At 37.8% G+C, this 25,334-nt stretch carries 11 protein-coding genes; 6 read left to right on the top strand and 5 right to left on the bottom strand.

Annotated elements, in window-relative coordinates:
• Positions 1-177: 177 nt before the first annotated feature.
• Positions 178-2,046: a DNA topoisomerase IV subunit B gene (locus ACN1CD_RS09930; RefSeq protein ID WP_419130237.1), complete on the top strand. Its 1,869-nt coding sequence runs from the start codon at positions 178-180 to the stop codon at positions 2,044-2,046.
• A gap of 159 nt (positions 2,047-2,205) precedes the next feature.
• Complete coding sequence (locus ACN1CD_RS09925) at positions 2,206-4,227, top strand: ATP-binding protein (RefSeq protein ID WP_419130236.1); 2,022 nt, start codon at positions 2,206-2,208, stop codon at positions 4,225-4,227.
• A gap of 404 nt (positions 4,228-4,631) precedes the next feature.
• Here ACN1CD_RS09925 and ACN1CD_RS09920 read toward each other — a convergent pair whose 3' ends face one another.
• Genes ACN1CD_RS09920 through ACN1CD_RS09910 form a run of 3 tightly spaced genes read right to left on the bottom strand, consistent with a single transcriptional unit; the run spans position 4,632 to position 12,944 of the window.
• Positions 4,632-5,654, bottom strand: a complete 1,023-nt coding sequence (locus ACN1CD_RS09920; RefSeq protein WP_419130235.1) for a YihY/virulence factor BrkB family protein — start codon at positions 5,652-5,654, stop codon at positions 4,632-4,634.
• An 8-nt stretch (positions 5,655-5,662) separates the two neighbouring features.
• On the bottom strand, positions 5,663-7,966 hold the full coding sequence (locus tag ACN1CD_RS09915; RefSeq protein ID WP_419130234.1) for a BamA/TamA family outer membrane protein: 2,304 nt from the start codon (positions 7,964-7,966) through the stop codon (positions 5,663-5,665).
• The gene (locus tag ACN1CD_RS09910; protein WP_419130233.1) at positions 7,950-12,944 is read right to left on the bottom strand and encodes a translocation/assembly module TamB domain-containing protein; all 4,995 of its coding nucleotides are present in this window, start codon (positions 12,942-12,944) and stop codon (positions 7,950-7,952) included. Before ACN1CD_RS09910 ends, ACN1CD_RS09915 begins: the two co-directional genes overlap by 17 nt.
• Positions 12,945-13,092: 148 nt before the next feature.
• Here ACN1CD_RS09910 and ACN1CD_RS09905 point away from each other — a divergent pair, with 148 nt between their 5' ends.
• The 4 genes from ACN1CD_RS09905 (at position 13,093) to ACN1CD_RS09890 (ending at position 22,163) form a co-directional block, all read left to right on the top strand.
• Complete coding sequence (locus ACN1CD_RS09905; RefSeq protein WP_419130232.1) at positions 13,093-13,581, top strand: cytidine deaminase; 489 nt, start codon at positions 13,093-13,095, stop codon at positions 13,579-13,581.
• A 31-nt stretch (positions 13,582-13,612) separates the two neighbouring features.
• Positions 13,613-15,295: a PNGase F N-terminal domain-containing protein gene (locus ACN1CD_RS09900; protein WP_419130231.1), complete on the top strand. Its 1,683-nt coding sequence runs from the start codon at positions 13,613-13,615 to the stop codon at positions 15,293-15,295.
• Positions 15,296-15,673: 378 nt separating this feature from the next.
• The gene (locus ACN1CD_RS09895; protein WP_419130230.1) at positions 15,674-18,640 is read left to right on the top strand and encodes a DNA gyrase/topoisomerase IV subunit A; all 2,967 of its coding nucleotides are present in this window, start codon (positions 15,674-15,676) and stop codon (positions 18,638-18,640) included.
• 550 nt (positions 18,641-19,190) lie between these two features.
• Complete coding sequence (locus ACN1CD_RS09890; RefSeq protein WP_419130229.1) at positions 19,191-22,163, top strand: glycoside hydrolase domain-containing protein; 2,973 nt, start codon at positions 19,191-19,193, stop codon at positions 22,161-22,163.
• Positions 22,164-22,915: 752 nt separating this feature from the next.
• Here ACN1CD_RS09890 and ACN1CD_RS09885 read toward each other — a convergent pair.
• Both ACN1CD_RS09885 and ACN1CD_RS09880 read right to left on the bottom strand, forming a co-directional pair.
• Positions 22,916-23,554, bottom strand: a complete 639-nt coding sequence (locus ACN1CD_RS09885; RefSeq protein WP_419130228.1) for a gluconate 2-dehydrogenase subunit 3 family protein — start codon at positions 23,552-23,554, stop codon at positions 22,916-22,918.
• A gap of 11 nt (positions 23,555-23,565) precedes the next feature.
• Positions 23,566-25,302: a GMC oxidoreductase gene (locus ACN1CD_RS09880; protein WP_419130227.1), complete on the bottom strand. Its 1,737-nt coding sequence runs from the start codon at positions 25,300-25,302 to the stop codon at positions 23,566-23,568.
• Positions 25,303-25,334 lie beyond the last annotated feature (32 nt).

The following is a 25,334-nucleotide window of genomic DNA, read 5'->3' as shown; positions in this document are numbered from 1 at the left end:
TAATTTTTGCTATTCGATTTTTGTAGAACTATCACTGTATTTTTCTCATTTATTCGATAATCAAATCATCCCAAAACTATTGTCATGTTGAACGTTAAAGCTTGCTCCGAACATCCCTCGGTATAGCTCCTTTGTGTAATCACGAAGTTCTATCAACTTGATAACAAATAAAAATTTATGGCAGAAGTAGTTTATAACGACGACAGTATTCGCTCATTAGATTGGAAAGAACACATCAGATTACGGCCCGGTATGTATATCGGTAAGTTAGGTGATGGCTCTGCCCAAGATGATGGAATTTATGTTTTGTTAAAGGAGATTGTAGATAACTCTATTGATGAGTTTGTGATGGGAACTGGAAAAACCATCGAAATTACAGTTTCTGAGCAGAAAATAAATGTTCGGGATTTTGGTCGGGGTATTCCCTTAGGAAAAGTTATAGATTGTGTAAGTAAGATTAATACGGGCGGTAAATACGACAGTAATGCTTTTCAGAAATCTGTAGGGTTAAATGGTGTAGGTACGAAAGCAGTAAATGCGCTATCTACCAGTTTCACCGTTCAATCTTATCGTGATGGCAAAAGCAAAAAAGTCGAATTTTCGAAAGGAGAGATTGTTAATGAACAACCCATCATCGATACTACTCAGCGAAATGGTACAGCCATTACCTTTTATCCCGATGAAACGATTTTCAGAAACTACCATTACATTCCCGATTTTGTAGAAAGTATGGTGTGGAACTATGTGTTCCTGAATACCGGCTTAACTGTAAATTTTAATAACCAAAAATATTTTTCGGAAAGAGGATTGTACGATCTGCTTTCTAAATTTAATAAGCCAGAAGAAATTCGTTATCCGATTATCCATATGATTGGAAACGACATCGAAATTGCCATGACACATGGTCAGCAATATGGTGAAGATTATCACTCGTTTGTAAACGGACAGCATACCACACAGGGAGGAACCCATCAAGCTGCTTTTCGGGCGGCAGTGGTGAAAACCGTAAGGGAGTTTTTTAAAAAAGAATTTGATGCTGCGGATGTACGTTCATCTATCATTGCTGCAATTTCTATACGGGTACAGGAACCTGTTTTTGAATCACAGACAAAGACTAAACTGGGTTCTCAAAATATGGGACCAGAGGGGCCATCAGTAGCAACATTCATTAATGATTTTGTGAAGAAGGAACTTGATGATTATCTGCACAAAAATCCAGATGTGGCAGATGCGCTGCTAAAACGGATCAATCAGTCGGAGCGTGAGCGTAAAGATATTGCAGGCATTAAAAAGTTAGCGAACGACCGGGCGAAGAAAGCCTCATTACACAATAAAAAACTTCGCGATTGTAAAGTGCACTTTAACAGTACGCACGAAAAACGTTATGAAACCACGTTGTTTATTACCGAAGGAGATTCCGCATCAGGTTCTATTACAAAATCCCGCGATGTAGATTGCCAGGCCGTTTTTAGTTTGAAGGGTAAGCCGCTGAATTGTTATGAGTTAACTAAAAAAGTGGTTTACGAGAATGAAGAATTTAATCTATTGCAGCACGCACTTAACATTGAAGATGGTTTAGAAGGCTTGCATTATAATAATATCGTTATTGCAACTGATGCCGACGTAGATGGAATGCACATTCGTTTGCTTATGATGACTTTCTTTCTTCAGTTTTTCCCTGATTTAGTAAAAGCAGGACATGTTTATATTTTACAGACCCCATTATTCCGGGTTCGAAATAAGAAAGAAACTATTTATTGTTATAGTGATGAAGAGCGTCGAAATGCCATTGCAAAATTAGGTAACAAGCCCGAAATCACTCGTTTTAAAGGGCTAGGTGAGATTTCTCCTGATGAATTTGGTTTGTTTATTGGTAAAGATATCAGGCTAGATCCTGTTATTTTGAAAGATCAGACCATTAAGAGTTTGCTCGAATATTATATGGGAAAAAATACTCCCGACAGGCAACAGCACATCATTAGAAATCTGCGTGTAGAAAAAGACGAGGTAGAAGAAGAACCTAAAATTATTGATGAAGTAGCATAAAATTCGGCGTTGATGTAATCACAAATTAAATCAACGCAATTGAAACCCACAAAAAGTTCAGCAAGAAAGTATTTAATAGTCGTATCTTCAATTTTAGCGATTTTCGGTATAACGGCAGTTTTATTTGTGAATTTCTCTAATATACCTCTTCTAAAGTCAGTGAAGAAAATTGCTCAGGTGCAATACGATTATGCAAAATTAGATAGCTGTATCTTTAAGCTTTACAATGCAGATAATAGCTGCAGAATGTATATAGTTAGTGAGGAGCGGAGCTATTACAACTTATTTATTAAGGAGATTAAAGAAATCTCCTTAATAATGGAAACCATCGAACTTAAAAACAATAAAGAGAATGCTTCCTCTTCCAAAGATTTTGATCGGTTAATTGCACAAAAGAAACTCCGGACACAGCAGTTTATTCATTTAAAAAGGCTTTCAGATAGTCTGATTAATTTTTCTGTTCAAGTAGGTGAGGTAGCGAAAAAAAATAATCCCCAGGCCAAGCTTTTTACCACAAGGCAATTTAAAAGCATCATTAAAATTGATACCCTTAAGCCAAGGATAGGCGCCCATCAAAAAAAACGATTTTTTAGTCGTGTAATGGCTGCTATTAATGGTAAAAGTACCAAAGAGATTGATAGCGCTAAATCAACAATTGTTAGAACAACCATTTCTGCAGATACCTCATCGTTAAATCTAACCTATAATAAGCTGCAGCTTAATACCATCAACGATTATTACCTTAAACTCTATCTAACTAATAACAGGCTAAAAATTAAAGAAAAGCAATTGCTTAATATAAATCACCTGTTGATTTTAAAAATTGTTAATGAGCTGAAAAAGTATAAATCTATTGAAAGTGATTACAATACATCTGCGCAACAAATTGCAGACATAAACGCCTTTAATGAGGTAGAAAATTTAGATAAGTTTATGAAAGTTTTGCTTGCGCTGGCCACGGGCCTCCTGACTTTTGTTTTTTATATGATTTATCATTTTTATGAAAATGAGAAAACGTTAATAGCACATAGTGATAAAGCAGCATCTTATGCGGTATCAAAAAGCCGTTTCCTGGCTAACATGAGTCATGAAATCAGAACCCCTTTAAACTCCATTGTTGGATTCTCTGAACAATTAACTCAGCTTGATCTTGGTACCGAGCAAAAGGAACAAGTTTACGCGATCAAAACTTCATCCATCATGCTACTGGAAGTGGTAAATGATATTCTTGATTTTTCAAAATATGAGACTGGGAAAGTTATTTTGGAACAAGTTTCTTTCTCACCTCATACTGCCATAAAAGATGTTTTTGATAGCATGAGTGTACAAGCCGCTAAAAAGAAAATTGGCTTTAATATGGAGTTGACTATCAGTAAAGATGTTTACATACTAGGTGATCCTCTACGCTTAAAACAAGTGGTGATGAATTTATTAAGTAATGCAATTAAATTCACTTTAAATGGAACTGTAACACTGAATGGAGATTTGACCATCACCCAGGAAGGGCAAGCCAAACTTAATGTAAGTATTACAGATACTGGTTTAGGTATAAGGGCAATAGATCAGCAAATTATTTTTGATGAATTTGCGCAGGTGTATTATGCTTCTACAAAAGAACGGCAGCAAGGTACCGGGCTTGGCTTAGCTATCTGCAAGAAAATCGTCGAATTTCAAGGTGGAACAATAAGTGTAGAAAGTGTGGAAGACGAAGGCTCTACTTTTTCTTTTGAACTATTGTATCAAATAGCTGCTAAACCAATCGCAACCGATTATCCTTCATCAAAGTACTATGATGAGGTTGCAAGTCTGGCTGGAAAAAGAGTTTTGCTGGCAGATGATAGTATGTTAAATATTTTACTGGCAGGTACCATCCTTAAAAAATATAAGATCACCTTTGATGCGGTGTACAACGGAGAAGAAGCCTATGAGTTATTTTGTGCAAATGACTACAATCTCATTTTAACTGACATACAAATGCCAGAAATGGGTGGGATTGAACTTACTCAGAAGATCAGAAATCAGCCTGATATTATTAAAAGGAACACACCTATACTGGGCATAACGGCAAATGTTTTACAAGAGGATAGACAAAAATACCTGGCATCAGGAATGAATGAGTTGGTTTTGAAACCGTTTCTTGAACATGAACTATTGGGGAAGATACTGAAGTTTATTAGGTAGCTAAATGAAATAGCCTGAATGCCACTACAATATCCGTTATAATGCTTCTAAATAGTTTATTTCCGCTTAGACTACGATATGGTTAATAAAATAGGTCCTGAATCAAGTTCAGGAGGACGGCCGCCTTAACCCTACGTTCATGCGGATCGAAAAATCTGAACGGATGAAAACATATAAATCCAATATTGAACTTGCTATTGCCGGCCTACATTGACGTATTTTATTTTATGAAATAAATTATCCCTCTGGAGGAATATTATGTGGATGCCATTATTTGTTAAGAGATTTTTCCCAATCTTTGCGGCGAATGCATGGCGCTTTAAAGCGCCAATAACCCAAAATGCCGGGCAATCCAAATGTGGGCCTTTTACAAACTTCGCAAGTTGATTATATGAATTTCCAGATTATTTATCTGGTGCGTTTAGGGTATCTTCAGGATGCTGAGGCGGGAGAACATCTACATGCTTCTCTACAATTGTGATTTTCGTAAATACAGCATATTTGCTTGGTGCAATACCACCATCAAACTTCTCGGAGTAAGCCTGTGTAAATTCAGCACCAAAATAAAGGATGATCGAAGTATAGTAAATCCAGAGTAAAATCACAATGATTGAACTTGCTGCACCAAATGCAGAACCAGGGTTACCCTTCTCAATGTAAATCCCAATTAGATATTTACCTAAACTGAAAAGTACAGCAGTAAATAATGCACCAATTATAGCAGATTTCCATTTAATCACCACATCTGGCAGTACCTTAAAAATTACCGTAAATACTGCGGTAACTGCGGCCAGTGTAATCACGTTATTTAAAATATAGATGATCAATGCCATGGTATCATCGGCAACAGGAATTACTTCATCAATCTGGCTTTTAGAAAGCAAAGAAATCAATTTATCTCCCAAACCAACCACTACGCTGTTAACTACTAGTGATACCAGGAGCAAAAAGCCCATCGAAACAATCAGAGAGAAAGAAAGTAACCGATTGGTTAACATTTTAAGCCAGCCTTTTTTAGGGATAGCTTTAACCTTCCAGATCATGTTGATGCTATCCTGAATCTCAATAAAGATTGCCGTCGAGCCTATAATCAGTGTGCCGATACCGATAATCAGTCCTATAGTAGATTGTCCGCTTTTGGTTGAATGTTCAACAAAACCTTGAATCTGGGTTGCAGCATCCTGACCAACCATGTCTGTAACCTGTGCGAAAAACTTATCACGGGTATCAGTATTGCTTTTATTTCCTAAAAAAATGGTAGCTGCAGATAAAACGATAATAATTAACGGAGTTAGCGAAAATATGGTGTAGTAAGCTAACGCAGCACTAAGTTTCATCACCCTATCCTCTACGAAACCTTTTCCTGCAGCAATAAATAAGTGATATAGCGCAATAAAAAAATGTTTAATCTTCTTAACTAACTTCATTCGAAAAATTAAAACGGATATCCTATCCCAATATTAAAGATTAAATTCTCTCTTCTCCAGGCTTTATCTCCGAAAGCGATATTATCAAATACCCAACGCTGCCCTTCTGCTAAATATGGTTTGCGTACCGGGAAAGCTACATCTAAACGCACTACAAAAATGGTTGCATCAACCCGCAAACCTGCACCGGTACCAACTGCTAATTCGTTTAAAGCATTTTTAAGTTTAAATTCAGATCCTGGTCTGCCGGTATTGTCTGTGCCAGGAATCCCAACATCTTCTTTTCTCAACCAAACGTTTCCGGCATCTACAAATAAAGCTCCATACAATACGCTCACTAATTTAAATCTTAATTCTGAATTTAGCATCAACTTGATGTCTCCACCCTGATCTGCAAAAACCGCATCCTCAGGAACTTTATACGTTCCGGGGCCTAATGTTCTGGCTGGAAAAGCTCTGATATCATTACTACCACCCGCAAAGAATTGCCTTACAAACGGTAAGGAGGTGCTATTTCCGTAAGCATAACCATAACCAAGATTTAAACGATTTGCCCAGGTTACATTTCTGGTAACCTTATAATAATCTCTTAAATCTGCCTCTAATCTGATAAATTGTGAGAGCGGAACATTGAAAATGGCACGTCTGCCTTCATCATCTTTTGGAACGAAAGTACCCCATAAGTTTCCACCAGTTTCTATTGCACCATAAAAGAAGGTATTGTTCCTTCTATTGGTTTCCATCTGGTTGGTGTACGTAAAGTTATAACTACTACCAATAATAAGTTGATTTTCTAAAGTAGTTCTTAGTAGTGGATTTACCCTATATAAACTATCACGAACTGCTGTATCAGGAAAACCCGTAGAAATATAACTCACCGAAATAGGATTGAAATTATGTTCCTTATACTGGTTTTCTTTAAAGTTATAACCAAATTCCCCTTTAAAAGCGTTCAAGGTATATTCACCACCTCTGTTTAGCATTTGGTATGAAACTGAAGCGATTGTTTTAGGGATGAACGCAGTGGTACTGTTTGGCTTATAGAATGGAACAATGAACCTTGGAAAAGTTAACTTTGCTTCAGTGGTAAGTGATACGGAGTTCTTACCCAATGATGTTCCTCTGGTTTGTGTTTCAAAACCTCCAGCTGCACTAATATCCAGTTGTTCTGCACCTCTAAAAAGATTTCTGGTCGTTTGCGTTACTTTAACCTCTGAGCCTACAAAGTTATTTGATTTACTGGTTCCGGTAACTCCAAACGTAAGCGAATTTTTCTTCAGTGGCGTTAAATAAATATTTAAATCAAGCTCATTGTTTTTAAAACTATCAAGCGGTAAAAACTCTGCCCTCACGTCTTGAAAAGCACCCACATTTACCATTCGGTTTAAAGATTGATTATGGTCTCTTCGGTTATAACGTTCCCCTTTCTGGAAAAAAACCAAACGATCAAACAAACGTGGCTTAAAGGTCTTTCGATCATCATAGATATTGAAATCATGATATTCTATAGGCTTTAAGCGCCTTAAAACAGTATCTCTTCTAAGCGAATAGTTTGGATAGATGTTGATGTTTTTAATGGTATATGGTTTTAATCCGGCTTCGGGCGCAATATCTTTAACCTTTACAGATACATTTACCAGGTTTTTGCCGATGGTACTATCCACCTGCATAATTAAATAATCAGGACTAAAATAAAAGAAACCATTTTCTTTTAAATCGTTGTCAATTCTAATCCGCTCATTTTTGTAAGTATCTAAATCATAATAATCACCAACTTTTAATAGCGTTTTCCCTTTGTTGTTATTGATAATATTGGTTAGCACACCAGAATCTGGAGGAAAGCTAATCTGGTTTATTTTATATCGCTCTCCGGTATTCGCGGTGTAAATGGCTTTACCTTTTCTTTCTTTTACTACGGTATCACCAGTAACTTCAGCTTGCAGATATCCTTCACTTAAAAGGTAGCTGGCTAACACATCGTTATTGTATTTTAATTTTACTTCACTTAAAAGCACTGGTGCTTCACCCTTTTTTCTAATCCAGTTTCTTAACCCGCCTTTAGCTTTTTTGGGTTCGCCGGCAAAATTATAAATGGCCAGTTTTAATTTGTTGTTAGGCTTTGGCCGGGTTTTACTTTTTAAATCTGCCTTTACCTGTTTTTCATCGTCAATTTTGCCAGAAGAATCTGGATTGATATTTATTTCAGCGCCGGTATATAAAATCTGACCTGGTTTTAGGGATTTGGTACTGCTACAGCCCGCGTAAACTAAACAGGCCAATATAAACAGGGTAGGTCTAATTAGTTTTCTCATTTTGTGCTTTCTGTTCAATGTTTCTCGTTCTTCTGTTTCTTTTCTTCTGGAATATCTCTCTGAATTTATTGTAATCTACAACAAGGGTAAATCCTAAACCTGTTTCAATAATTTGTCCCTGAACAATTACGTCGTTTTGATTTCTCCTGTACGCCCGTAACCTATATCTTCCATCTGCTGATAATGCATATTCCACATTTACGTTACCTGCAATATCTGTAGATTTTTCTCCCGGTGCCTGTGGACCTTCTAAAGCAAATGAGCTTCCAACGGTTACTGTTAACCGATCATTTAATAGTTTTTTAGATAACCCAATTTCAAGATCGGTTTTTTGCTGCATCGAACCTGTAGAATAATCTTCTGATGAATTTACGCCAAAATTAAGATCTACACCTTGAATTAAATCGGATGTTAGATTATTTAACTGCTCAGTTAATAGTTTACTTACACTAGAACGGGCAAGCGTTGAAACCCCGCCGCCGCCACCAGCTAAACTTTCGAAAGGATTATTTGCTATAAATCTATTTAGTGCAAGTAAAGCGAACACTTGTTTGTTTAACTCACTTTCATTTCTATTTACATTAATTAACTTGGTATAAACCTGTCCGCCTAAAGCATTACGCTCATTTTCTGGTAAATCTAGTTTAAAAGAAATAATTGGTTTCAACAATTCACCTTTCATCATTAAATAAACCTGGAATGGTAATTTTGTTCTCGCCTCGTATAAGTCAGGCTGATTAAGCAAGTCGATTGGTGCAGCGTTTACTTCATATAATGCAGTTAAATTTACATTCGCTGAAGTAGGCTCGCCAGTCCAGATAATCGTACTTCCTTTTACAAGTCTGAATTCTTTTTTACCTAACGGACCTATAGATAAATTATAAGAACCATCAATCACTTCATATCGGCCTGTCATGCTAATTTTCCCACTTGGATCCATCGTAGCATTCAAATTCGCATCACCTTTTATGTTTAATGCATCGCCATTTGATGGATCTACTACCACATTAAGTTCTGCTTCCGGATCAATGGTAATTGCTGCGACCAGGTTAATTCCCTTCATTGATGATTTACCAATGCTGTCTACTTTTAAAGCTTTTTGTCCGTTAAACGGTGGCGCATCTGCATCAATAAACTGTACAATACCGTCCTGATCAATGATAGATGGATCATTGGAAGGTAAGGCAAAAAAGAATCTGGTATCTTTATTTACCTTGATTTTCATGTTTACATCAGGCTGATTCAAATCTCCCCTAACTTTAATATCACTGGTGAGGAAAACCTTACCGTAAATCATTTCATTATCTGCCGCAGTGGAATTGATTGCCCTGAAATTATTCATTTTTATGTCTAAACCAAAGCGATAATTTCTATAATCCGTTGTCAATACTTTGCCGTTAATCGTTGCTTTCTGGTTAAGGGAGTCAATTAGCGTAAAGTTATTAAAGGCAATTCCTTCGTTGGTGAATGAAATTTTTTCATTAGGCATTCTGAAATAGGAATTCACATAAGCGACATTAATTCCGGCGTTATTGAAGGTCAAATCACCTAGAATTTTCGGAGCCGTTAAAGCACCTTTAACCGTAAGGGCGCCGGTGAGTGTTCCTGTTCCATTTTTTAATTGCCCTGCAGATAAGCTTTCGATATTTTTCAACTCAATCTTATCAATATTTACGGTTAAATCAAGCGCACTTTGTGGAGCGGTATAATAAAAACCATTTACCCTTAAATCATGAACACCACTTAGCGCAACATTTACCTCGAAAGCATTTTTAGTATCATTATTTACCGCCAAACGTAAGGTGCCTAATTGATCTTTTTGGTAACGTAATTGGTCGATGGTTAAATTGGCCTCAAACTTCGCGGCAGTGGCCAGGTCTTTTACATTAGCTGTTCCGTTTAATCGACCGCCAACCAAAGTGGTATCCGTTTCTGCAAATTTAGTTAAGGTCTCTAACTGAAAATCTTTAAACTCAATTGACAGTGGCGCATTGGGTTTTGTAGGGTTACTGTTAATCGATAATGACTGGCCACTGTTACTAATTTGAAATTGATTAACCAATATGCCAGATGCACCAAATTGAATGTAATTATCTTGCGAAACCACCCATTTTTGATAATCAAGTAATAGTTTCTGAGGATCTAAAGTGAATTTAAAGTCTTTATTAATCGACTGGAAATTTCCACCAATTACGTATTTATCTTTACGCTGTCTATCACGAAGAAAAATATTAACTCCTAAAATATTACTTGCCGCATCACCACTAACTTCTGTGTTAAAAAGTGAAACTGAAGGGCTTTGCAATGCTTTAACTGTTAAGGCGTAGTCGAGTTTGTTATTGTCGTTATTGATATTTAAAACAGTGGTATCAACTTTAAAATCGCCATAAACAATTTGCGGGAAGTTACCTTTAATCTGCAGGCTATCTTTTTGCGTATCAATTAAACCATAGAATTGTGATTGTTTAAAAACCGTTAATTCAGGAACGAATTGTTTCAACAACTTAGAATCATATACCTGAACGAAGAAACGCATTCTTTGATCTGGAATTTTTGTTACCTCACCAAAAGCATAGTATTTGTTAATTTCATTGATGATGGCATTGCTCAACTTCGTTAGCTGATACTTTCCATCTAGCTTCGCTGATAAAATTTCTGATTTTAATGTCAGCAAATTTTCTGTATCAGTGGTTTTAGCAAAAACAGAAATGGTATCTACATTAATGCGTTGCGCATCCTTCACCACCTGAAGTCCGGTAATGTCAACATTTCCATTTAAGTAATCTGCATCGGCAGTTGCTAAATCAACTTTTACAACACCGGCAGCACTTAAAACTGTTGGACTAAAATTCAACGCCTGAAGGTTAACTTGTTTTAAATTCAGATCTGCTTTTACAGCAGGGTATTTCCCGGCAAGGTTAACATTGGCATCCAGAGCAAAGTTTGCATTGCTATCTGGCATACTACTTTTAATGGCCACTTTCTGATTGGCATAAGTACCGGCAAGTTTTAAATTGCGATAAGTATATTTATTATAATAGGCACTTAAAACACGTGCATTAAATTTAGCGTTTATCTTTTTTGGATCCAGACCAGTACCCGCAACATCTGCTTTAACAGAAACGCGACCTAATTTAGGTTGCATTTTTAACAAGCGACCAACATTAAAATTATTCAGGCTAATATCTGCTTTATAACTTTCACGGCCTTTTTGTCCTTTCATGCCAGCCACTACAACTGCTCCACCCATATCAGTTTGGATATTCATGTTGGTGTTAAAATCAGTCATAGATCCAGTGAACTTTCCTCTTGCGTTTATCACATTAGGCAATTCGATAGATGGTGGGAGAGATTTTTTAGGTACAGCCACCAGGATATCACTTTTTGTAACATGAAGTTTTTTAATATTCAGATCGAGAAAGGTTTTATTCACGTCTGGTAAGCCCTTCACCGTTCCGCTAATGTCAATCTGTGTATTCTTTAATCCGGTAATTTGTAAACGCGGAATTTTAAGGTCATTTAAATAACCATTCAGTTCAGCATTTATTTTAATTTTTTCGTTTCTATAATTCGCAGGAATCGCATCACTAAAATAGCCAGCATCTCTAAGTCCGATGGTGGTATTTTTTAAACTTAATGCCAATTTTACGCGCTCCGGATGTTTGGTTAAATCCTCCATTGAGGTAAAGTTCAATTCCGTAGCATTTTCAATGGCGGTGTTTGGTGTTTTTAAAACGAAGTTGCTTAACTTGATTTGCTTATCGTTATAAATCGCATTACCCTTTAATTCAGTTAAAGCAAATCCACTTTTTTCTTTTAAAGATCCGTTTTTTACGTTGGCCTTAATTCCATCAGCACTATAACTTATATCTCCGGCACCAAAGGTAAGGCCACTTATTTTAAGGTGGTTAAAATCCATTCCTTTTGGCGTCGCTTTCGCACCCAGATTATCGAACTGCACATTATTATCGGCCAGGCTAATGTTTTTGATAATTAATCCCAATGGAGATTTTTCCGGAACAACGGTATCTTTCACCTTTTTCAAATCATTGCTGGGCGCAGGTTTGAAGGCGAAAAGGATATTGGATTTGTTTAACTTGGCATCTTCAACAGAATATTTACTGTTTGTTAAATCTACTTTTAAGTTTACCAAACCCAATTCATTCAAATTAGCTACAGCTTTAGTAGTTGAGATTTGATCGTCGTAATTTACCTTTACATTGTTGAATGCGAAATTTTCTACCTCTATGAGTGGAAGCTTTCCAGTTTCCTTTTCCGTACTATCTACACTGTTGGTAAGGTGTTGCACCAATTGTGTTAGCGGTTTCTGTTGCAGGTAGCTTAGTGAGGTATTATCCAGATTCAGGTTACTGATTACATAATGTTGATTCGCTAAATCGAAAGTTTTTAGTTTCGTTTTAAAAGCACCAAGGTAGAGTTTAACATCATTTCCGGCAACATCATCACGATAGGTAATGCCAATATCTTCGAAAGAAACTTTATCTACAGAGAATTTAAGCGTTGATGTAGTATCCTGATCAACTTTTTGTTCAGGTTTTTTTTGATTGCTCATGAAAGCATCAACCAGGAAGGAAAAGTTGAAGGTGGTATCTGGATTGATGCGCTTTACGTTTGCGCGGATGTTTTTTAACTCGATGTTGTTAATCTCAACGGTGTTTTTTAGCAATTTAAAAAGACTAATGTCTACCGCCAATTTCTCCGCATAAAGAAGCGTATCTCCCTTTCTGTCTTCGATGTAAAATTTGTTTAATACTACATCTTTTGGTAGTGCAATCTTGATACTTTCTAAACTAACCTCAGTCTTGGTTTTAGTTTTAAGATAGTTGATTGCCTTTCCCTTTACAAAGTTCTGTACTGCCGGGATGTTGAGTGAGAGTGCAATACCTACAATCAGGATAATTATCGAAGCGATTACCCAAAGTAAAACTTTTAAACTTTTACGTACGTATTTATTCAAAGCGGATGGTGTTTGGTGATTTTAAAATACAATCAAACTCGCTATCAAAATTAATTTTAATAGCGAGTCTACGAATAATACAAAAAATAACTTAAATTGTTCGCCCGCTACAAAAATTTAACATAGGCGGTTTCGTAATATATTATAAATGAAATTATTAAATTTAAATATAAGTTTTGAGCAATATGCTGGCATTAATGAATTACAGGAAAATGATCGGTTGCTATGCGAAAATGCAGAGCAAGCTTTAGCAACTTCCTATTCCCCTTATTCTAAATTTAGGGTAGGTACAGCAATACGGTTAGCATCTGGAGAAATCATTTTAGGAAGCAACCAGGAAAACCTTGCTTATCCTTCTGGATTGTGTGCTGAACGGGTTGCCCTGTTCTCTATCGGGTCTAATCAGCCAAATGCAATAATCGAAAGTATGGCCATTACTGCCCAAACGGATAACTTTGAAATCACTAAGCCTGTTACCTCTTGTGGTGGTTGTTTACAAGTAATGGCTGAATTTGAACGTAAACAAGCTACACCGATAGCCGTAATTTTTTATTGTCTGAACGGAGAAGTTCTAAAAGTGCCGAGTGTAAAGAGTTTGTTGCCATTTTCTTTTGTAGAAGATAGGTTGGAAAGATAAGCCTTTCCATACCTATATTTGGTTTTCTGCTATGATGAAACGACTTTACATCTTCCATTTTTTTCTTGTTATTTCTGTTTTTGCACAAGCCCAAAAAGTACTTAAACCAAAGCCTGGATATAAAATAACGTATAACCGATCTGCTGATGGCCAACCAAAAGGCGATAGAAATCCAATCATTGTTATAGTTAGTGAACAGCAGAATCTGCTCACTACGCAAAGTATACAAAGTAGTGGATTAAATTATCCCTATGAGCAAAGTGTTGTTGCCAAACCAGAAAACACATTGTTTCAGATTGCCAATTTGGCAAAGCAAAGTCAAATCGCCACGGCAGATAGCGCTGCAATAGCAAAGCAGGTTTTTGAGTTTAGCAATGAAACCAAATTGATTTTGGGTTATACCTGTAAAAAGGCAAAAACAATCGTAAACTCAAATACCATTGAACTGTGGTACACTACTGATGCCGGTATAAAAGCGGCGCCAACTGCTTTGGGGCAGAATTTGGGTTTGGTGTTGGAGCAGGTTCGCAATGGAAACAGCTATATCACCGCCACAAAAATTGAAGAAGTTAAGACTTATAAAACTATCGATGTTGCACATTTAAAGTTAACGGATGGTTTATCCTATAAAGATTTGTTGTGGAAAAGCAGGTTTACTACGCTAAGCATCTTCAATGATGAAACGATTAATTTTATGGATAGACCACAATCGAATGATTCCATTTTCAGGTTTGCGGGTGGAACGGTGATTGCCAGAAAAGTTAAGTTTCCTCTGTGGCAGTCTAATCCCAATGTTTTTGTCGATTTAACGGAGCAATCTAATGGCGATGCATATGATCGAACGGGTTCTGTTTTCATCATCCCTACTGATAAATCAATCAGTTTAATGGACGCCCTGAAGAGTTCGGTAAAGGCCTTGCCTGTTTACGATAATGGAAATGGAAAAACTTATCAAGGTGTGGTGGCTACGGCTAATTACAGCCCGGTAATTGAGCTGATGCGCTTTTTTACACCCTTTGGCGTTGGAAAATACAATTACTTGAAATTAAAAGATAAGAACTGGGCTGATAAAGTTTACTATAGACAAGATGTTTCTGAACTTTTCCCTTTGATGAATGGAAAGGAAGTTTGGGTGGCGGTGTTTATTGGTAACTACGATAAAGGCGGACATCGCGTGTCGATGAATATTACTTTACATCACGACAGGCAGGAGAAAATTGAGAAAGATGTTTTGCTGTCTTTATTTAATTCTACCAATGTAATGGAAATGGCCGGACAGGAATATGCCACCATGTTTAGCAGCGAAAAAGGTCTGGAAGTTTCTTTTACTTTGGCAAAAGATGTTAAAGATGCTAAACTGCGTTACATTACTACTGGTCATGGCGGCTGGGGCGGTGGAGATGAGTTTGTACCGAAGAAGAATACCATTTTTTTGAATGGAAAAGAGACATTTGCTTTTGTGCCCTGGCGGATGGACTGTGGCTCTTACCGCTTATCTAATCCGGCATCTGGAAATTTTGAAACCGGGTTGTCTTCATCAGATTTGAGTCGTTCTAACTGGTGCCCAGGGACAGTAACAAATCCAAATATTATCCCATTAGGTAATTTAAAGGCAGGAACACATACCATAAAAGTAGCCATTCCAATGGGGCTTCCGGAAGGATCTTATTCCAGTGCATGGAATGTGTCAGGTTTATTAATGGGAACAGAATAGTTTTGCTTCAGCAAAATGAAAAAGGTCATTGATTGTCTGAAGAAATTAGCTCAGATACGTTCGAGTTTGCTAACTGCAGCTTTTCCATATTAACCGTTAGCTATAATAGGCTATAGAAAGGCTCTTTCTTGCTATCCGCACCAACTTGCCATTTAAACCTGATTGGAGCGATATCTTTTTTGTAAAGCATAAACTATTATTTCTTGAAAGAGGTGCAAAAAAAGATTTAGCGTAAAGCAGGAAGAACATTAAAAAAGACTACAAATATTGCTTTCCAAATTAAAATGAGCAGGTTTTCTAACATCGAAATGTGCATAACCTCTATTCACTCGGTCGCATCATTTTTCCTATATTTACGGCTGCCAATTTTTTAAGTAAATGAGTGAAGAATTAAACCAAAACGTAAACGAAGAACACAAACATACTATAACCCCAATTAACGGTTTATACGAAAATTGGTTCCTGGATTATGCCTCTTACGTGATTCTGGATCGTGCGGTGCCGCATATTCATGATGGTTTAAAGCCTGTTCAGCGCCGCATTATGCATTCATTAAAGGAAATGGATGATGGGCGTTTTAACAAAGCTGCTAACGTAATCGGTAACACGATGAAGTATCACCCGCATGGTGATGCCTCAATTGGCGATGCGATGGTGCAGATTGGTCAGAAAGATTTGCTGATTGATATGCAAGGGAACTGGGGCGATCCTATTACCGGCGATAGTGCTGCGGCTCCCCGTTACATTGAAGCACGTTTATCGAAGTTTGCAAATGAAGTGGTTTTCAATCCGGATACTACCGAATGGCAATTAAGCTACGATGGGCGGAATAATGAACCCATTACCTTGCCTGTTAAATTCCCTTTGTTATTGGCGCAAGGGGCAGAGGGTATTGCGGTTGGTTTGGCTACGAAAGTGATGCCGCATAATTTCAACGAATTGCTCGATGCATCAATTGATGTGCTTAAAGATATACGACCGAACATTGTACCCGATTTTTTTACGGGTGGCATGGCCGATTTTTCGAATTACAATGAAGGACAACGCGGTGGCAAAATCAGGGTCAGGGCGAAAATTACGGAGAAGGATAAGAAAACGCTGGTCATTACGGAAGTACCTTATAGCACTACAACCAGTTCCATCATTGATAGTATTTTGGCCGCCAATGATAAGGGCAAAATCAAAATCAAAAAGATTGAAGATAGTACTGCCGCTCATGTAGAAATTATTGTGCACCTGGCGCCAGGAATTTCTCCTGATGTAACCATCGATGCGCTTTATGCCTTTACGGCTTGCGAAGTTTCTATTTCACCAAATACTTGTATCATTCAAGATGATAAGCCACATTTTTTAAGTGTGAACGATATTCTAATTGAAAATACAAAACACACTAAAAGATTATTAAAACGGGAATTGGAGATTCGCTTGCATGAATTGCAGGAGAAAATTTTCTTTAGTTCGTTGCTTAAAATATTTATTCAGGAGGGTATGTATAAAAACCCTGAATATGAAAATTCGAGTAATTTCGATACCGTTGTAGAGGTTTTACACCTCTTGTTTGATCCTTTCAAACCATCGCTTTACCGTGAAATTTTGCCGGAAGATTTCAAAAAGCTGATCGATAAGCCAATGAGTAGCATCACCCGTTTTGATGTGAAAAAGGCAGATGAGCAAATGAAAAATCTGGAAGATGAAATCAAAGTGGTTAAAAATCACTTAAAGCACCTTACTGATTATACCATCGCCTGGTTTCAGCGGTTAAAAGATAAATACGGAAAAGGAAGGGAGCGTAAGACAGAAATTCGCCTGTTTGATAGGGTGGAAGCATCGAAAGTGGCCCTGGCAAATGTGAAATTATACATGAACCGTGAAGATGGTTTTATTGGTACTGGTTTACGTAAAGATGAATTTATAGCCGATTGTTCGGATATAGATGAAGTGATTGTTTTCCGTGAAGATGGAAAGTGCATGATTACCAAAGTTGCCGATAAAACGTTTGTTGGGAAGGGGATTATCCACGCCCAGGTTTTTAAGAAAAACGACGAACGGACCATCTATAATATGATTTATAAAGATGGCGGCACCGGAGTAGCTTACATCAAACGTTTTGCAGTTGTTGGCGTAACAAGAGATAAGGAATACGATTTAACCAAAGGATCTAAGGGCTCTAAAGTCTTATACTTTACAGCTAATCCTAATGGCGAGGCTGAGATTATAAACGTAGCGTTAAAGCCGCATTCTAAATTACGTAAACTTCAATTTGATCAGGATTTTGCGGAAGTGGCCATTAAAGGTCGCGGTTCGCAGGGAAATATTATTTCAAAATTCCCGGTTAAGAAGGTTACATTGAAGAGTAAAGGTGTATCTACCTTATCAGGATTAAAGATTTGGTACGATGATTTGTTAAAACGACTAAACGTTGATGGCAGAGGAAAGTATCTGGGTGAATTTGATGGCGATGACCGGATTTTACAGATTCATAAAGATGGTTATTACGAATTGAGTTCTTTTGAGTTAAGCAATCATTTCGATGATGGTTTAATCTTAATTGAAAAGTTCGATCCGGAAAAGGTGTTTGCAGCTGTCCATTTTGAGGGTAAGGCACAAAATTATTTCATCAAACGTTTCGTTTTTGAATTGCAGTCGGTCGGTAGGAAAACGATTTTTATCAGCGAAGAGCAAAAATCTAAGTTATTGTTTTTAACGGCTCATCCGGCAGCGAAGGTAGTTGTTGATGTCTTAAAAGGTAAAACACAAATTCCTGAAACTTTAGATCTAGTACTCTCTGAATTAATTGATGTAAAAGGTTTGAAAGCCAATGGCAATCGATTATCGCCGCATGATGTACAAAAGGTTGTGCTGTTAGAGCCTGAAATGGAGGTAGAAGAAACAGACGAAAATGAACCTGGCGGAGATAATGAGAATTTAAATGAAGCTGAAACAGCAGAAGAAATTATCGCTGAACCTGTTTCAATTGATGATGACGCTGAACCTGAAGTAATAGAAAAGATAACTGAAACGCCAGCAGTAGAACAACCAAAACCGAAATTTGAACGCAAAATAGTACCTGCTGTTGAAGAGAAAGTAGTTCCGGAAGAAAAGCCCGTAATTGAACAACCAGCTCCAGAACCAATAGAAATTGAATCTGAAAAAACCAATACAGCGGAAAAACCTATTGAAGAAGATAAAGTAGAAAAACCAAAATCTTCAACTTTAAAAGAAGAGAAACCTAAGGTTAAGGAAAAACCAAAAGCAGAACAAAAACCAGCGAAAAAGGTTGATTTTGAAATTACCAACCCTAATGATATTGAGATAGATGATAAAGGGCAGTTAGGGCTATTTTAGGTTAGGTCGTCATTGCGAGGGATGCACTAACCGATTCGTCATGCTGACCTGTAGCGCAGCGGAAAGCTACGCAGTAAATTTAGTTCAGCACCTATTAAGGTAAGATCCTGAATCAAGTTCAGGAGGACGATTCGTCTCAAAATGGATTTCTCGAGGGATGCACTAACCAATTCGTCATGCTGACCTGTAGCGCAGCGGAAAGCTACGCAGTAAATTTAGTTCAGCACCTATTAAGGCTAAGATACTGAATCAGGTTCAGGAGGACGATTCGTTGTAAAGAGATTTCCTCAAGGGATTATCGCGATAAAACATAGGCAAGTTGGTAAGACACCAATCTGTAGAATCTTGCTATTTAGAATGCCAAACTAGAACGGTCGTCATTGCAATGACGAGGTTTCGAGAATATTTTTAATAATCCGGTCGTAGCGTCTCGCTGTGATTTATTGCATTTAGCGATTGCATCTTACTAATCCAGTGATAAGCTTCAATTTTTAATTTTATTATAGTATTTCAACTTGGTATCTATAAATTAGCCTAAAACTAATGTGAAATGAAATTAAGGCTAATTTTATTGTACTGTCTTTTCGGACAGCTGTCTATCCAAGCTCAAACATTAAAATATACCGATGGCAAGAATGCCTGGAATGCAGATTCGCTTGGCAACCATAGGGTTGTTGTTCAATTCGCTGGGAGCGATAAAATAGCTCATGCTAAAATTAACTGGCGCAGGAGGGATGAACATCCTGAATCAAAAGGGATTATTGTTCACGATGTTAAAGGTAAAACAGTATCGGTTCTTGGAATTGATAAATTCACCAGAGAAAGCGCAGATATCTATTTTGATCCTTCTTCTGGTGCTGGTATATATTATATTTATTATCTACCCTATAAAAACGAGGGCAGGAGCAACTATCCAAAAGGTGTCTATTTAAAACCAAATCAGGTTGATCAAAACTGGTTAAATAAGGCAAAGCGGGTTAAGGTGAATACTTCGGTTGTAGAGATTCAATCTATCGATGCTTTCAACTCTTTCTATCCAATGGAAGTGATTGCTACCAATAAAGAAACATCGGCTTTAAAAGCTAAATATCCATCAGAAGCTTTTATCGTATTTCCCGAGGATAGAATGTACCCTATTAAGATGCAGAATGATCTACCTTACCGATGGATACAAAAAGGGGCATCAAATTCTTTTGTAGGTACAGCAAGTAAAGGAGAAAATTATACCTTCCAATTGGGCGTATTCGCTTTGCAAGATTTAAAAAACGTAGATATAAGCTTCGGCGATTTGAAAAGCGCAGCTGGAAAAGTGATTCCGTCGAGATACATCAATTGTTTAAATACCAATGGAATTAGTTATGATAATAAACCTTTGGTCCAAACCGTAAATGTAGCTTCGGGTAAGGTTCAGCCGATGTGGATTACTGTCGATATTCCTAAAAATACAGCAACTGGTATTTATGCTGGTAAATTCACTGTTAAAGCCAATGGTAAGTCTAAGGTTGTTAATGTGAGTATCTCTGTTACTAATCAGGTATTGGCCGATGCAGGCGTAGGAACTCCAAATAAGCAAACCCGTTTAACTTGGTTAAATTCTACACTGGCACAAACGAATACGGTAGTTGCACCATATACGCCTTTAACTGTGGAAGGGAATGTGATTTCACTTTTAGGAAGAAAGTTAGAAATAAACACAGATGGTTTTCCTAAGCAGATTCAGACCTTCTTTAATACAGAAATGACTGGTTATAACAAAAAACCTAATAACCTGTTATACGAACCGATTCATTTTCATTTTTATAATACACCTAAAACACAAGAAAAATTTGTTCCAAGTAATTTTCAGATTACCAGTAAAGAAGCCGGAACGGTAAAATGGAAAGCAACCAATACTTCGCAAAACCTGGCAATGGATTTGGAAGGTGCTTTAGAATTTGATGGTTATGTACATTATGTGATTAAGGTTACGGCTTTAAATGATGTGGAATTTAGTAATGTAGATTTTCACATTCCATTTGATAAGTCTGCAACAAAATACCTGATGGGGCTGGGTGAAAAGGGTGGGATTAGGCCAGATACTGTCAGATGGAAATGGGATGTAGCGAACAAAAATCAAGATGCAGTTTGGATTGGAAATGTAAATGCAGGTTTGTATTACAACTTGAGGGATGAAAACTATGTTCGTCCGCTGAATACCAATTTCTACTTGCAGAAACCATTAATGTTGCCGAAGTCGTGGGGTAATGCTAATAAAGGTGGCATCCAGATTAATGTTAAAGGCAGTTCTATGTTGGCTGATAGTTTTACCGGAGCAAGGAGCATGAAGAAAGGGGATGTACTTTATTATAATTTCAATTTACTGATTACGCCTTTTCACCTGTTAGATAACGATTTCCAATGGGATAACCGTTTCTATCACAAATATGGCAGTCTGGATTCTATTAAGGCTACCGGTGCCACCGTTGTGAACATTCACCATGCCACACCAATTAATCCCTGGATTAACTATCCATTTATCGAATGGAAAAAGATGAAGAATTACGTGGATGAAGCGCATCATAAAGGCTTGAAAGTAAAAATTTATAACACCGTTCGGGAACTTTCGAACCATGCATATGAATGGCCGGCTTTAAGAAGTTTAGGCACTGAAGTGTACTCTCCAGGTAAAGGCGGCGGCTTTAGCTGGTTACAGGAGCATTTAGATTCTAATTATATCGCGGCCTGGTTTGTTCCAGAAATTAAAGATGCCGCTGTAATTAATAGTGGAATGAATCGCTGGCACAACTATTATGTAGAGGGGATGAACTGGTTGGTGAACAATGTAGGAATAGATGGGGTGTATTTAGATGATGTGGCTTTCGATCGGGTGACCATGAAGAGAATCAAACGTGTTTTAACCCAAAATAACCACCCTGGTATTATTGATCTGCATTCTGCCAATCAGTACAATAAAAATGATGGTTTTAATAACAGTGCAATTTTATACCTGGAGCATTTTCCTTATTTGAATCGGTTATGGTTTGGAGAATATTTCGATTATGAAAAGAATAATCCTGATTTTCTTCTAACAGAAGTTAGCGGAATTCCTTTCGGTTTAATGGGAGAGATGTTACAGGATGATGGAAATCCATGGCGTGGGATGATTTATGGAATGACGAGCCGCTTAGGTTGGTCGGATAAGAGTAATCCAAAACCACTTTGGAAAGCCTGGGACAATTTCGGGATAAAAGGATCTGAAATGATCGGTTATTGGAGCGATAATTGTCCGGTAAAAACGGATAATGTTAAAGTATTAGCAACGGTTTACAAGCAAAAAGGTAAAACGATGATTGCGTTAGCCAGTTGGGATGAAAATGATGTAAAAATTGATTTAACTATCGACTGGATTAAGTTAGGTTTAGCTGCCGATAAAATAAAAATAACTGCACCGGCGATTGATCAGTTTCAGACTGAAGGCAATTATCCAGAAGGAAAATCGATTCCTATTCAAAAAGGGAAAGGTTTGATTCTGATAATTGAGTAATTCTATAGGTAAGTTTTCATTATTTCGAGGAGGTACAACGAAGCAATCTATTCTGTAATTAAGATTGCTTCGCCGGCTGAAAAAGCCTCTTTATGGCCACTCAGAAAAGCCAAACCACTGTTTCTTCGTTCCAACCCCTCGGTTGGTGACTCACCAACCGAAACGATTTATCATTTTTTGTGCCGATCACATGATGCGAAAAATATTTTTTCTATGCCCTTTTCCTCGCGGTGAAAGGTGTTTATAGACGGATAGGGCCGTTTTTCTGATACGGTGACTTGCCTCGGCTGGCCGCCGAAGGGCGTTTACTTTTGGCTTGGCCCAAAAGTAACAAAAATCCAAGGCTTGGATCTGATGTCGGATTAGCTTGTCGAAATTTAAATGGCGGTAGCGCAAGGGCTCGATTTGACTTATAATAAAGATTCATTTTAAGGAGCCGTTCGCGCTACCTTGTATTTGAAATATTTGAACGTTCTTGCAAAAATTTCAACAGCTTCTCTTTCCATCATTTCCTATGCCGGATGGCATGGTGCAGATAGCAAAGCGCTAATCCAAGTTTGAGGTATTCTTCCACCTTGCTGTTATCCTGAGGGTTAAGTTACATTATAAAAATCATAATAAGACGTTTTTGGAATTAATTGATTTTTAGTTTTTAGTGGTTACGTCAATGAGGCTCGAAGCAATCTTAAAGCGCTAAAAGTAGCGATAGTTGTAAGATTGCCTCGTACCTCCAATGACGATTTTTTAAGAAATTATACCTTCACATTCTCCATTCCATATTGTTTTAAAACATCTTCTGGAACACCAGTCCACTGGTTTGGTGCATTTCCGGCATAACCAATATCCTTCACCCCAATTTCTGTAGTGTAGAATCCTGAGGCCGTTAGACTTCGCATTCTGTTAAAAAAGGTAACACCTGCCTGAACTTCTGGCTTTGCTTTTTTCGGGTAAGCGATTTCATCGATGATTGAAATCTGCTGACTTGATGACGCATCTATAAATGATTTTCCGAACTTATTAAAACAGTAAACATCCAGCCATTTTAAGCCACCACGCATCGGTGTCTTGTGTTCGGGAATGTCTTTAACTATAAATTCAATAAACTCGGGTACTTTGGCATCAGATGCGCTGCCTGAAACATTATCTTTTGGAATGATTATATCTGCCAGAACCGTTATCGTAGCCATTTCGTGTTTATCAAAAAATGTTTCTGCTTTCAGTTTTTTATTCCGGTCAATTTCCCATTGTTCTCGTCCTGCTTCTGTAGCATTTTCTTCTTTCGGGGCAACAACCTCAGCTGTTTTTGTTTCGGGTTGCTTACAGGATTCTAGTAATACGGTGGTACTAATCGCTGTTAAACCCAATGCTTTTATGGAATCACGTCTGTTCATGTTGTAATTCTTTAAATGTTATGTTTTTTCTTTTGAGCTAAAATGTATTCTGCGGTGCGCATGGAGAGCGCGAGGATTGTCCAGGTGGCATTTTTATCGCCTTGTTGCACAAACGGCCCGGCGTCTACCACGAAGAGGTTTTTACAATCGTGCGCCTGGCAATATTTATTTAATGCAGATTTCTTTGGATCATCTCCCATGCGGATCGTACCCACCTCATGGATGATTTTCCCTGGAGGAAGCAGTCCATAGTTGGTTTCTGGTCCCTGAATTTTTGAAGTCACTACACCACCCATTTCTTTCATCATGGTGAGGAAAGTATCCTGCATGTGCTTGGCCTGCAGAATCTCTTCTTTGGCCCATTTATAATGGAATCTTAAAACCGGAATACCATATTTATCAACTGTGTTCGGATCGATTTCGCAATAATTATCTTCGCGGGCAATTGCTGTTCCTCTTCCGGCCATACCAACCGTGGTACCGTAAAAGCGGCGATAATCATCCTTTAGTGATTTTCCATACCCACCAGAATCTTTCATTTTGCCATCTCTGCCTGGCACCATTCCATTCATCTCCGGAACGCCACCTCCAAAACCGTATGCAGGCATTCCCATGCCGCCCCAATATTCAATGTGGTATCCTCTAGGGAAATTAAGTTTTTTATTATCGAGCCACCAAGGCGAATAAATGTGAACACTGCCTAAGCCATCTTCATTGTAACGTTTCCTGTCCATCAGTTGAGGGAGAAAACCGGAAACACTTACACCTGTTGAATCATGGAGATATTTACCAACTATGCCGCTGCTATTGGCTAAGCCATTCGGGTGTGATGATGATTTTGAATTTAAAAGAATTCTTGCAGATTCGCAGGCACTGGCACCTAGAATAATGATTTTTCCATTTACCTGATATTCCTGTAAATCTTTCCGGTTTACATAAGATACGCCTTTGGCAGTTCCATCTTTATCAGTGATCACTTCACGAACCATGGCATCGGTGATCACGGTTAAATTTCCTGTTTTTACTGCTGGAATTACCAGGCAGGATGATGAAGAGAAATCACCATAAACTTTGCAACTCCTTCCACATTGACCACAATAAAAGCAAGGTGCCCTGTCGGTATTGTTGGGTAAAGGTTCTGTCAATACAGATCCTCTGCCAGGAATTACTTTTACACCAGCTTTGTCAGCACCTTTTTTAATAAAAAGTTCTGTTAAACGTGGTTTAGGTGGTTTCATGAAAATGCCATCTGGTTCATTTGGCAACCCTTCTTTTGTGCCATAAATACCAATTAAGCGATCTACCCGATCGTAAAAAGGTTTAACTTCATCGTAGGTTATTGGCCAATCATCAGTTAAACCATCTTTAGCTTGGAAATCCAGCGGACCCATTCTTAGCGAGATTCTTCCCCAGTGATTGGTACGACCGCCTAGCATGCGTGATCTGAACCATTCAAATTCAGTTTTATCTTTTGTGGTATAAGGCTCGCCTTCCAGTTCCCAGCCGCCGTATGAAGCATCAAAGTCGCCAAAAGGCCTCGTAGTGGATGCACCACGACGCGGAGATTCCCATGGCCATTTTAATTGATGTGCATCTATTCTTGGATCGAAATACTGACCAGCTTCTAGCATTAGAACTTTTTGTCCGGCATTTGCTAAAACATAGGCAGACATACCGCCGCCTGCACCAGAACCAACGATAATCACGTCGTAAACAGTCGGCGATTTTTTAATCTGAAATTCACTCATTTGTATTGGTTAGATTAAACTATAAATCTAAT

This window comes from Pedobacter sp. N23S346 (assembly GCF_048515415.1).
In the GTDB taxonomy this organism is placed as follows: domain Bacteria; phylum Bacteroidota; class Bacteroidia; order Sphingobacteriales; family Sphingobacteriaceae; genus Pedobacter.
This window is presented reverse-complemented; position numbering and strand designations above follow the sequence as displayed.